Annotated in this window: 9 protein-coding genes; 3 read left to right on the top strand and 6 right to left on the bottom strand. The window is 73.7% G+C overall.

Translation table 11 applies throughout. The annotated features are described in order from the left end of the window. Window positions 1–86: 86 nt before the first annotated feature. From G6W55_RS13470 to G6W55_RS13460, 3 genes are all read left to right on the top strand, one after another. Window positions 87–3,209, top strand: coding sequence for a SpoIIE family protein phosphatase (locus G6W55_RS13470; protein ID WP_309243704.1), 3,123 nt, complete (start codon window positions 87–89; stop codon window positions 3,207–3,209). Window positions 3,210–3,273: 64 nt separating this feature from the next. Further along, complete coding sequence (locus G6W55_RS13465) at window positions 3,274–4,545, top strand: PP2C family protein-serine/threonine phosphatase (protein WP_175521059.1); 1,272 nt, start codon at window positions 3,274–3,276, stop codon at window positions 4,543–4,545. 154 nt (window positions 4,546–4,699) lie between these two features. Next, window positions 4,700–5,425 (top strand): 1-acyl-sn-glycerol-3-phosphate acyltransferase, encoded by a 726-nt coding sequence (locus G6W55_RS13460; protein WP_175521058.1) that lies wholly within the window; start codon window positions 4,700–4,702, stop codon window positions 5,423–5,425. 70 nt (window positions 5,426–5,495) lie between these two features. On the opposite strand, the gene G6W55_RS13455 is transcribed toward G6W55_RS13460, so the two are convergent. From G6W55_RS13455 to G6W55_RS13430, 6 genes are all read right to left on the bottom strand, one after another. Next, complete coding sequence (locus G6W55_RS13455; RefSeq protein WP_175521123.1) at window positions 5,496–7,022, bottom strand: alpha/beta hydrolase; 1,527 nt, start codon at window positions 7,020–7,022, stop codon at window positions 5,496–5,498. Between the two features lie 210 nt (window positions 7,023–7,232). After that, complete coding sequence (locus G6W55_RS13450; RefSeq protein WP_175521057.1) at window positions 7,233–7,985, bottom strand: urease accessory protein UreD; 753 nt, start codon at window positions 7,983–7,985, stop codon at window positions 7,233–7,235. 1 nt (window position 7,986) lies between these two features. Further along, window positions 7,987–8,670, bottom strand: a complete 684-nt coding sequence (gene ureG / locus G6W55_RS13445; protein ID WP_078632729.1) for an urease accessory protein UreG — start codon at window positions 8,668–8,670, stop codon at window positions 7,987–7,989. A 43-nt stretch (window positions 8,671–8,713) separates the two neighbouring features. Next, complete coding sequence (locus G6W55_RS13440) at window positions 8,714–9,388, bottom strand: urease accessory protein UreF (protein ID WP_175521056.1); 675 nt, start codon at window positions 9,386–9,388, stop codon at window positions 8,714–8,716. A 36-nt stretch (window positions 9,389–9,424) separates the two neighbouring features. After that, the gene (locus G6W55_RS13435; RefSeq protein WP_175521055.1) at window positions 9,425–11,146 is read right to left on the bottom strand and encodes an urease subunit alpha; all 1,722 of its coding nucleotides are present in this window, start codon (window positions 11,144–11,146) and stop codon (window positions 9,425–9,427) included. Beyond that, window positions 11,139–11,450 carry an urease subunit beta gene (locus G6W55_RS13430; RefSeq protein WP_078632732.1) on the bottom strand — a complete coding sequence of 104 codons (312 nt, stop codon included), beginning with the start codon at window positions 11,448–11,450 and terminating at the stop codon, window positions 11,139–11,141. Before G6W55_RS13430 ends, G6W55_RS13435 begins: the two co-directional genes overlap by 8 nt. Window positions 11,451–11,452 lie beyond the last annotated feature (2 nt).

Raw genomic sequence — 11,452 nt, 5'->3', positions numbered from 1 at the left:
CCCGGGTGGCTCGGCCGCCGCCCTGCGGGCAGGGTGAGGAGTGGGTCAGGAGGTGGTGACCACTCTCATCGACAGAGAGGTCGGCCGTGGGCACACACGACGAGGGCGAGGTTTCCCGTCGGCGGTTCGACGTGGCGGACGCCGCGCCCCTGCTGCTGGACGCCCGGGGGGCGGTGACGAGCTGGACCCGGCGCGCCGAGGAACTGCTCGGCTACCGGGCCGCCGACGCGGTGGGCCGGGGCCTGGAGCGGCTGCTGACCGAGGCGGACGCGCTCAGGGCGCCGGAGGTCCTGGAGCGGGCCCGTCGGGAGGGCGGCTGGGCGGGACTGCTGTGGGCGCGCCGCGAGGACGGCGGGGCGCTGCCGGTGATGGCCCGGATCACGCCGGCCGCCGAGCCCGGCGGGGTGTCGCGCTGGCTGCTGCTGCTCAGCGAGGTGGGCGAGGACGCCCCCGGCTGGAACATGAGCCGTTCGATGCTGGAGCAGATGCTCGGCGGCTCCCCCATCGGTATCGCGATCGTGGACACGGATCTGCGGTTCGTGTGGTCGAACGCGGCGCTGGCCCGGTTCGGGGGCGGCCCGCCCCGCGACCGGCTGGGGCTGCGCCTCGCGGACGTCCAGCCGGGCCTGGACTCGGAGGCGATCGAGGCCCAGATGCGGCGGGTGCTGGCGACCGGTGAGACCGTCGTCGGGTACGAGCATCTGGGGCATCTGCGCAGCGCGCCGCACCGCGAGACGGCGCACATGATGTCGTTCACCCGGCTCGACGACGACCGGGGCCGTCCGACGGGGGTCTACTACACGGTCGTCGACATCACCGACCGGCACCGGGCCCGGCAGCGCCTCGCCCTGCTGGACCGGGCGGGGCGGCGGATCGGGCGCACCCTGGACATCGTGCGCACCGCCCAGGAGCTGGCCGATGTGACGGTGCCTGGCTTCGCGGACGCGGTGACGGTGGATCTGCTGGAGCCGGTGCTGCGGGGCGCGGAGCCGACGGCGGACGGCGGGCCCGCGGAGGGGGTGTCGTTGCGCCGGGCGGGGCTGCGGACGGCGCAGTGGTGGGGTGACGCGCCGGACGCCTCGCCGGTGGACGCGGGTGATCTGCTGGCCGTCTCGGCGGGCGGCGGGGGCCGGCTCACCGGGTCGCCCGCGGTGGCCTATCCGCTCGGCTCTCCCCCGGCGCGCTGTCTGGTCACCGGGCGGCCGTGGCGGGGCGAGCGGGCCGAGGGGGCCGGGGAGGCGTGGACGCGCGCGCTGCCGCCGGCGGGCGGGGCGGCGAGCGTGCTGATCGTGCCGGTGCGGGCGCGCGGGGCGGTGCTGGGGGTCACGACGTTTCTGCGGCGGCGCGGGCGGGAGCCGTTCGGCGAGGACGATCTGGCGCTGGCCGAGGATCTGGTGTCGCGGGCGGCGGTCTGTGTGGACAACGCCCGCCGCTACACGCGCGAGAGGGCGGCGGCACTCGTCCTCCAGCGCAATCTGCTGCCCCACCGGCTGCCCGAGCAGGACGCGGTGGAGGCGTCCGCCTGCTACCGGCCGGCCGACGAACTCACCGGACTGGGCGGCGACTGGTACGACCTCATCCCGCTGTCGGCGGCCCGGGTGGCGCTCGTCGTGGGCGAGGTGCCGGGGTTCGGCATCGACGCGGCGGCGGCGATGGGCCGGGTGCGGACCGCGGTGCGCACGCTGGCGGCGCTGGATCTGCCGCCGGAGGAGGTGCTGGCGCATCTGGACGACCTGGTGGCCCGCATGGCCGCCGAGGAGGACCCCGCGTCCGACGGTCCGGACGGCTCGCAGGCGGTGGGGGCCGGGTGCCTGTACGTCGTCTACGACCCGGTCGGCGGCCGCTGTGTGATGGCGGCCGCCGGTCACCCCGCCCCGGCCGTGGTCCTCCCGGACGGCAGCGTCACCTTCGTCGAACTCCCCCAGGGCCCCCCGCTGGGCGCGGGCGGCATGCCCTTCGAGGCAGCCGAGATGATCCTCCCGGAGGGCAGCGTCTTGGCCCTCCACACAGACGGCTTGCTGGCCAAGGGCGGGGAGGAGGCCGGGGGCACCTCGGTGGCCGGGGGCGTAGCTGGGGCCGCCTCGGTGGCCGGGACCGCCTCGGTGGCCGAGGGTGCCTGGGAGGCGGCGCACGCCGGGGAGGGCGGGGGCACCGGGAAGACCGGGAGGGTCGCGGACGCGGAGCAGGCCGGGGAGGCCACAGGGGCCGGGCGGGCTGCGGACGCCGGGGGCGCGGAGACGGCCACGGGCACCGGGGACGCCAGGGAGGCCGAGCACGCCGGGAAGGCCGGGGAAGCCGGGAAGGCCGAGATGCCCGGGGAAGCCAGGGAGGCCACAGAGGCCGAACAGACGGCGGACGCCGGGGGCGCAGAGACGGCCACGGACACCGGGAAGGCCGGAGTCGCCGGGGAGGCCAGCGAGGCCGGGCACGCCCGGGAGGCCACTGAGGTCGAGCAGGCTGCGGTCGTCGAGGGCGCAATGAACGCCACGGGCGCCGGGAAGGCCGGAGACGCTGGCGAGGCCGGGGAGCCCGGGCACGCCAGGAAGGCCCCAGAAGCCGAACAGGCTGCGGACGCCGGGGGCGCAGAGACGGCCACAGACGCCGGGGAGGCCGGAGACGCCGGAGAGGCCGGGCACGCCGAGAAGGCCGGGCGCGGCGGCCGTACGGCGTCCACGCCGCTCGGTGAGCGGGAGCGGTTGCGGCGGGCCTTGGAGCGTCGGGCGGCCAGCCTCGATCTGCGGTGTCAGGCCGTGATCGACGCGCTGGTGCCGGACCGTCCGTACGACGACGTGGCGCTGCTGATGGCCCGGACCCGTCGGCTGCCGCCCGACCGGGTGGCGGAGTGGGAGCTGCCGGCGGATCCCGCGGCGGTCGCCGAGGCGCGCAGGACGGCGAACCGGCGGCTCGCGGACTGGGGGCTCGAGGAGCTGTCGTTCACCACCGAGCTGGTCGTCAGCGAGCTGGTCACCAACGCCATCCGGTACGCGGCGGGCCCGATCCGGCTGCGGCTCATCCGGGAGCGCGCCCTGACCTGCGAGGTGTTCGACGGCGCGGCGACCGCGCCGCACCCCCGGCATCCGCGCGCCACGGACGAGGGCGGCCGCGGGCTGCTGCTGGTCTCCCAGCTCAGCAGGCGCTGGGGCACCCGGTTTCTGCCCGAGGGCAAGGTCATCTGGTCCGAGCAGCCGCTCACGGACCCCGGCGTGTGACGCACGGGCCGTCTGTCACATGCCATGGGAAAATGACCTAGGACCGGCGGATGGGGCACGAGCCATGAACGACGCGGCGATCGACTACGCGAGAGTCTTCCAGGCGTTGCCCGGCATGGTCGCGCTGCTGACGCCGGGCCTGGTGTTCGCCGACGCCAACGAGGAGTATCTGCGGGTCGCAGGCCGCACGCGCGAACAGGTGGTCGGACAGCATCTGTTCGAGGTCTTCCCGGACAACCCCAACGACCCGGACGCCAGTGGCATCCGCAATCTGGCGGCCTCGCTGCACCGGGTGGTCGCCACCGGAGAGCGGGACGCGATGGCCCTCCAGCGCTACGACGTCGAGAGCCCCGACGGCTCCGGCGAGTGGGAGGAGCGGTACTGGAGCCCGGTCAACGTGCCGGTGCTCGGGCCCGACGGGGCGGTCGTGCTGCTGGTGCACCGCGTCGAGGAGGTCACCGAGCTGATCCGGGCCCGCGGTGCGCGCGGAGCGACCGGCGGGGCCGGTGCCTCCGCCGGGGAGCGGCCGGGCCCCCGCGGCCGCATCCTGGAGGCCGAGCTGTACACGCGCGCCCGGGAACTCCAGGAGGTCAACGAGCGGCTGCGGCTGGCGCACGCGCGCGAGCGGGAGGTGGCGCTGGCGCTCCAGGAGGCGATGCTGCCCGCCCGCCGCGAGTTCCTGGGCGACCACCGGGTGGCCGTGCGCTACCGGCCGGCGGTGGGCGCGCTGAACGTGTGCGGGGACTGGTACGACCTGGTGAAGCTGGTCGGCGGCCACCGCCTCGGGGTGTCGGTCGGTGACGTCGTGGGGCACGGGCTGGGCGCGGCCGGGGTGATGGGCCAGTTGCGCAGCGCGCTCAGCGCCACCTCCCGGGTGGCGGAGGGTCCGGCCGAGGCGCTGAACGTCCTCGGCCGGTACGCGCATGTGGTGGACGGCGCCGAGTCGGCGACCGCGGTGACCACGTTCATCGACTTCGACCGCCGCACGATCACCTACAGCAGCGCCGGGCATCCCCCACCGGTGCTCGTGCACGCCGACGGCCGGGTGGAGTTCCTGGACCGGGCCACCGATCCGCCGCTCGACGCCCGCCCCGATCCGATGCCCCGCCCGCAGGCGTGCGTCCCCTTCACGGACGGCGCCACCCTCGCGCTCTACACGGACGGTCTGGTGGAGCGCCGGCACGAGGACATCGACACCGGCCTCAACCGGCTCGCCGACGCGCTCGCCCGGCACCGCGCCGACGACCCCGAGCCCCTCGCCGACGCCGTCCTGCTGGAACTGCTGCCGCCGGGCGGCGCGACGGACGACACGGCGCTGGTGGTGGTGCGGCTGTGACGGCCCGTCAGGTGAGGTGCGGCCCCCTCGGCCGCCGGTCCCGTACCGGTTCCGGGCGTCGCGGCCTGCGCCTACACTGGCAGCCCACATCACACCCGTTGACCTGCTGGAACACGGCGACGACAGCGGTCCGCCCGGCTGAGGAGCGATCCCCTTGTTCTACTACCTCCTGAAATACGTGGTGCTGGGGCCGCTGCTCAAACTGACCTTCCGTCCGCGGATATCCGGCCTGGAGCACATCCCGGAGTCGGGCGCGGCCATCGTGGCGGGCAATCATCTGTCGTTCGCGGACCACTTCCTGATGCCGGCGGTCCTCAAACGGCGCATCACCTTCCTGGCGAAGGCCGAGTACTTCACCGGACCCGGTCTCAAGGGGCGGCTGACGGCGGCCTTCTTCCGCAGTGCCGGGCAGATCCCGGTGGACCGCTCGGGCAAGGAGGCGGGGCAGGCCGCGATCCGCGAGGGCCTCGGCGTGCTGTCCAAGGGCGAACTGCTCGGCATCTACCCGGAGGGCACCCGCTCGCACGACGGCCGGCTGTACAAGGGCAAGGTCGGGGTGGCGGTGATGGCGCTGCGGGCCGGGGTGCCGGTGATCCCGTGCGCGATGATCGGCACCTTCGAGGCGCAGCCGCCCGGCAAGGTCCTGCCGACCCCGCACCCGGTGACCATCCGCTTCGGCGAGCCCCTCGACTTCTCCCGCTACGCGGGCATGGAGGGCGAGAAGGCGATCCTGCGAGCGATCACGGACGAGATCATGTACGCGATCCTGTCGCTGTCGGAGCAGGAGTACGTCGACCGGTACGCGGCGGTCGTGAAGGCGGAGGAGACGGCGGCGAAAGCGGAGCGGCAGCGCAAGTTCCCCCGACTGCCCCGCCGTTGACGGGACGTCAGACACGCAAGGGGCGGCCGGAGTTCGATCCGGCCGCCCCTCGTCGTACGGGTGGTGCGTGTTACGGCTTCGGCGTGGCGTGCGGGGCGCAGGTCACGTCCCGGGAGTCCAGCTTCCCGGTGAGGAGGTAGGCGTCGACCCGGTCGTTGACGCAGGGGTTGACCAGGCCGGTGACGCCGTGCGAACCGGCGTCCTTCTCGGTGATCAGACGCGAGCCCTTGAAGCGCTTGTGCAGGGCGACGGCACCCTCGTACGGGGTGGCCGCGTCGTTCTCGGACTGCACGATGAGCACACCGGGCAGGCCCTTCTTCGTCTTCACGTCCACCGGCGTCTGCTGCTTGACCGGCCAGGTGGCGCAGGGCAGGTTCATCCAGGCGTTGGCCCAGGTCATGAACGGGTGGTCCTTGTGGAGCCGGGTGTTGTCCCGGTTCCAGGTCCGCCAACTGGTGGGCCACTTGGCGTCGGTGCACTCGACGGCCGTGTAGACGGCGTTGCCGTTCTCGGCGGAGGCGTTGCCCGCGAGGTCGCTCATGTCGGGCGAGGCCGCGTCGATCAGCGCCTGGGTGTCGCCGGCGACGTACTTGCTGAACACCGTCGCGACCGGGATCCACGAGGAGTCGTAGTACGGGGCGCTCTGGAAGAAGGAGATCAGCTCGGCGGGGCCGACGACGCCGCCGAGAGGGCTCTTCTTGGCGGTGGCGCGCAGGTCCAGCCACTTGGCCTGGACGGCGGCGCGGGTGGTGCCGAGGTGGAAGGTCGCGTCATTGGCGGCGACCCAGTCCTGCCAGTCCTTCCAGCGGCCCTCGAAGGCGACGTCCTGGTCCAGGTTGGCCTGGTACCAGATCTTCTCGCGCGACGGGTTGACGACGCTGTCCACGACCATGCGGCGGACATGGCCCGGGAACAGGGTGCCGTAGACCGCGCCGAGGTAGGTGCCGTAGGAGACGCCCAGGTAGTTGAGCTTCTTCTCGCCGAGGGCGGCCCGGATGACGTCCAGGTCGCGCACGGTGTTCGGCGTGGTCATGTACGGCAGCATCTCGCCGCTGCGCTCGTAGCAGCCGTCGGCGTACTCGCGGGCCAGCTTGATCTGGGCGAGCTTGTCGGCCTCGGTGTCCGGCACCGGGTCGGCCTTGGGCGCCTTCACGAACTCCTGCGGGTCCTGGCAGGAGATGGGCGCGGAGTGGCCGACGCCGCGCGGGTCGAAGCCCACGAAGTCGTACGCCTTGGCGGTCTTGGCCCACAGCGGGGCCTTGGTGGTGACCCGGCGCGGGAAGCGCAGACCCGAGCCGCCGGGGCCGCCGGGGTTGTAGATGAGGGCGCCCTGGCGCTCCTTCTTGGTGCCGGTGCTGCCGATGCGGTCCACGGCGATCTTGATCTGCTTGCCGTGGGGCCGGGCGTAGTCGAGCGGCACGGTGACATAGCCGCACTGGATCGGCTTCTCGAGTCCCCAGTCGGCGGGACAGTCCTGCCAGTCGATGCCCGCCTCGGCGGCGCGTTCCGCGGCGATGGCGGCGCCGCGCATCTCACGGTCCTGGCCCGCACCGCCGCTGGTCGCGCTGGCGGTGGGTGCCACCACGGCACCGGCCATCAGGGTTGCGGCGACGAGTGCGCCTGCCGTCCCGAGCGCAGCGGTGCGCGCGTTCGGTCGTATGTCCCTCAAGTGGGATCTCCCCCTAGCTAGTGACGACACGTTAGGGGGATCCTTGCTGCTGTGAGGCGCCTGAGAACAGGTGTGGTTGACCTTCTTTGCCAATCCGATAACCGGATAGTGAAGTACCGCTCACCGAAGGTTGTCGGTTCAATCAAGGTCGGCGAGCGCCTCGTCGAGCGTCCGCCGCAGCAGCCGCCCGTCCGGGGCGACGGCGCTGACCAGGGCGGCGGGCCCCGCCAGCGGCATCACCGCGGCGTGCGCGCCGAGCATCCGCGCGGCCACCGGCCGCTCCCCGAACTCCGGCCGTACGACGAGCAGTTGGCCCACCGCGCGATGTCCCGCGAGTACGGCGGGGCCGTCCCAGCCGCCGGGCGCGCCGGGACCGCAGGACAGCTCCTGGTCCAGCACGACCTTGTCCCCGATGCGCAGGACCAGCCGGCTGCCGAGCCGCCCCGGCTCCTCCCCCGCCCTCCCGAGCACCTGCTCCTCGCGCAGCACCAGCCGGGCGCCGGGCGCGAGGTCGGCGCGGGTGGTGACGTACAGCTCGCTGCCCTTCGCGGAGATCAACGGCTCGGGCAGCCACCGCAGTTCACCGCCGTCGGCGACGCTGAGGCGGACCGCGTAGTGCGCCTCGTCCTTCGTCTGTCCCGGCAGGGCGATGGTGGCGGCGGCCGAGCCGACGTGCAGCCGGGCGCCGGACCCCACCTCGGCCTCGACGGCGAAGCGGTCCCCGCCGAGCGGTCCGCTCATCGCGCCGACGAGCACCACCCGCGCCTCGCCGGCCGCGCCCCGGGTGCGCCGCGGCGCCAGCGGTCCGTCGCCGTCGAGGACGGGCAGGGCGGTGCCGCCCCGGCCGTCCGCGCACGCCCGGATCCGTGCGGTGGCGTGCACCCCGCTCATCTCACGCCGTCCAGTCGGCGAGCCGCGCCCGCACCCAGGCGGCGACGTCGCGCACGCCGTCCTCGGCGCGCAACGACTGGAAGACGACGGGCAGTTCGGCGCGCTGGGCCTTGGCGTCGGCGGCCATCCGGGCGAGGTCGGAGCCGACGTACGGCGCCAGGTCGGTCTTGTTGACGACCAGCAGATCGGCGGTGGTGACACCGGGGCCGCCCTTGCGCGGGATGTCGTCGCCGCCCGCCACGTCGATCACGAAGATCTGCGCGTCCACGAGCCCTTTGGAGAAGGTGGCGGTGAGGTTGTCCCCGCCGGACTCCACGAGCACGAGGTCGAGCGGTCCGACGGCGTCCTCCAGGTCCTCCACGGCTTCGAGGTTGGCGGAGATGTCGTCGCGGATCGCGGTGTGCGGGCAGGCGCCGGTCTCCACGGCCGTGATCCGCTCGGGCGGCAGCACGGCCTCCCGCAGCAGGAACTCGGCGTCCTCGCGGGTGTAGATGTCGTTGGTGACGACGGCGAGGGAGAGTTCGTCCCGCAGGGTGCGGCAGAGCGCGGCGACGGTGGCGGTCTTGCCCGAGCCGACCGGGCCGCCGAGCCCGATCCGCAGCGCCCGCCGGGTGCCGTCGCCGCGATGCGCGTCGGCACCGACCGCGGCGGGGCCGTCGTGGGAGTGGGAGTGGTCGAGATGCATGGGGCGGCTCCTTGTAGGGGAAGTGAGCGGGGGTGCGGGCCCGTCAGGAGGCGAACAGGCGTACCGGCCAGGCCGCGTGGGCCTCGGCGCCGATCTCCAGCAGCGGGGCGGAGGCGGACGGCAGGACGTCGGTGCCGTCGGAGCAGGCGGCGTGTCCCGCCGCCACGGCCCGGTCGACGACCCGGTCCAGTTCGGGGGCCAGCCGGGCCAGGACGGCCGTCGCCTCGAACGGGTCGAGGCTCAGCAGCCGCACCACGGCCGTCGCCGGACCGCTCACGCTCTCGTAGACCGCGCAGTACGCCGCGTCCGCCGGACCCAGCCCGGCCGCCCGCGCCGTCAGGCCGAGCACCACCGGCTGGTGGGCGCCCTTGGGGAACGCCCGTGCCAGGGCGTCGAGTTCGGGGCTCGGCCAGGTCGCGCGGGCGGCCCGCGCCAGTTGCCGGCCCAGTTTCCGGGCGGCCAGCCGCAGCGCGGGGGACGGGGTGCGGGCGTCGGCCACCGCGTCCAGCTCCGCCGGGTCGGCCCCGGCGGCGGCCGCCGCGGCGAGCGCCGCCGCCACCAGCCCTGCCGTGTGCAGCCGGCCCCGGCAGAACGCCTCCAGGCCGGCCGCGCCGGTGATCCGGCCGGCCTTGACGGCCTCCTCGGCCCCGCCGGAGTGCGCGTGCCCTCCGGCAGGGAACCGGCCGTCGGCCAGGACCAGCAGGGCCGCCCTCGTCATACCGGTGTCCTTCCGGGTGTCGTCTTCCGGTTGCTCTCAGAACAGGAAGTAGCGCTGGGCCATGGGCAGTTCGGCGGCCGGAGTCGCCTCGACCAGTTCGCCGTCGATGCGTACGGCGAAGCTGTCGGGGTCGATCTCGACCCGCGGCCGGGCGTCGTTCTCCCGCATGTCCGCCTTGGTCACCGCGCGGGTCGACTCGATGGCCACGAACCGCTTGCCGAGCTGGAGGCGCTCGGGCAGCCCGTCCTCGACGGCGAGGGGCGCCACGAAGTTGACCGAGTTGGACGCGGGGGCCCGTCCGATCGCCCCGTACATCGGACGCGGCAGGATCGGCTGGGGGGTCGGGATGGACGCGTTGGCATCACCCATCTGGGCGTACGCGATCTGGCCGCCCTTGAGGACGAGATGCGGTTTGACGCCGAAGAAGGCCGGCTCCCACAGGACGAGGTCGGCGAGCTTGCCGCTCTCGACGGAGCCGATCTCGCGGGCCAGGCCCTGGGCCAGCGCCGGGTTGATCGTGTATTTGGCGACATAGCGACGGACACGGTGGTTGTCGGCGCGGCCGTCCCCCAGGAGCGGACCGCGCCGTCGCTTCATGACGTGCGCCGTCTGCCAGGTCCGCAGGATCACCTCGCCGACCCGGCCCATGGCCTGGGAGTCCGAGGAGATGATCGAGATGGCGCCGAGGTCGTGCAGGATGTCCTCGGCACCGATGGTGGAGGGCCGGATCCGGGACTCGGCGAAGGCCAGGTCCTCCGGGACCGCCGGGTTGAGGTGGTGGCACACCATCAGCATGTCGAGGTGTTCCTCGGCGGTGTTGACGGTGTACGGGCGGGTCGGATTGGTCGAGCTGGGCAGCACATGGGGCTGCGAGACGACGGTCATGATGTCCGGCGCGTGCCCGCCGCCCGCGCCCTCGGTGTGGTAGGCGTGGATGCCGCGTCCGGCGATCGCGGCGAGCGTGTCGCCCACGAAACCGGCCTCGTTCAGGGTGTCCGTGTGGATGGCGACCTGGATGCCGGTGCGGTCGGCGACCGTGAGGGAGGCGTCGATGACGGCCGGGGTCGAACCCCAGTCCTCGTGCAGCTTCAGACCGAGCGCGCCGCCCCTGATCTGGGACAGCATCGCCTCGTGGGAGACGGTGTTGCCCTTGCCGAGGAAGCCGATGTTGAGGGGATAGTGCTCCATCGCCTCCAGCATCCGGGCGAGATGCCAGGGGCCGGGGGTGACGGTGGTGGCCTTGGAACCCTCGGCGGGCCCGGTGCCGCCGCCGACCAGCGTGGTGACGCCGGAGGCGAGCGCCTCGTCGGCGATCTGCGGACAGATGAAGTGCACGTGCGCGTCGACCGCGCCGGCCGTCAGGATCCGTCCGTTGCCCGCGATGACCTCGGTCTCCGGGCCGAGGACCAGGTCCGGGTGGACGCCGTCCATGGTGTCGGGGTTGCCCGCCTTGCCGAGCGCGGTGATCCGCCCGTCGCGGATGCCGACGTCGGCCTTCACGATGCCCCAGTGGTCGATGACGACCGCGCCGGTGATGACGGTGTCGGGGGTGCCCTCCGCACGAGTGGCGCGGGCCTGGCCCATGGACTCCCGGATGACCTTGCCGCCGCCGAAGACGGCCTCGTCACCGGCGAGACCCGGACCGCCGGACCGGTCCTCCTCGATCTCGATCAGCAGATCGGTGTCGGCCAGCCGGATCCGGTCCCCGGTGGTCGGGCCGAACAGGTCGGCGTACGCGGCACGCGAGATCTCAGGCATCGAGGGCACCTCCGGTCTCCCCGCGCAGTCCGGGCACGACCCGAGCCCCGGCGAGCGGGACGAGTTCGACGTCGACGGGGATCCCGGGCTCGAAGCGGACGGCGGTGCCGGCGGCGACGTTCAGCCGTCTGCCGTGCGCGGCGGCGCGGTCGAACTCCAGTCCGGGGTTGGCCTCGGCGAAGTGGTAGTGGGAGCCGACCTGGACGGGCCGGTCGGCGGCGTTGAGGACGGTGAGCCGGGTGACCTCACGGCCCTCGTTGAAGACGATCGGGTCCTCGGCGAAGAGGAACTCTCCGGGAATCATCG

The organism is Streptomyces sp. CAI-85 (assembly GCF_013363615.1).
Taxonomy (GTDB): Bacteria; Actinomycetota; Actinomycetes; order Streptomycetales; family Streptomycetaceae; genus Streptomyces; species Streptomyces antibioticus_B.
Note: the sequence above shows the minus strand (reverse complement) of the source record. Positions and strands in the feature narration are given on the sequence as shown.

Excerpts from the sequence above, each read along its gene's own strand:
- G6W55_RS13465 (WP_175521059.1), top strand. The coding sequence starts at position 3,274 with ATGAACGACGCGGCGATCGACTACGCGAGAGTCTTCCAGGCGTTGCCC.
- G6W55_RS13440 (WP_175521056.1), bottom strand. The coding sequence starts at position 9,388 with ATGACGAGGGCGGCCCTGCTGGTCCTGGCCGACGGCCGGTTCCCTGCC.
- G6W55_RS13455 (WP_175521123.1), bottom strand. The coding sequence starts at position 7,022 with ATGGCCGGTGCCGTGGTGGCACCCACCGCCAGCGCGACCAGCGGCGGT.
- G6W55_RS13430 (WP_078632732.1), bottom strand. The coding sequence starts at position 11,450 with ATGATTCCCGGAGAGTTCCTCTTCGCCGAGGACCCGATCGTCTTCAAC.
- G6W55_RS13435 (WP_175521055.1), bottom strand. The coding sequence starts at position 11,146 with ATGCCTGAGATCTCGCGTGCCGCGTACGCCGACCTGTTCGGCCCGACC.
- ureG (WP_078632729.1), bottom strand. The coding sequence starts at position 8,670 with ATGCATCTCGACCACTCCCACTCCCACGACGGCCCCGCCGCGGTCGGT.
- G6W55_RS13450 (WP_175521057.1), bottom strand. The coding sequence starts at position 7,985 with ATGAGCGGGGTGCACGCCACCGCACGGATCCGGGCGTGCGCGGACGGC.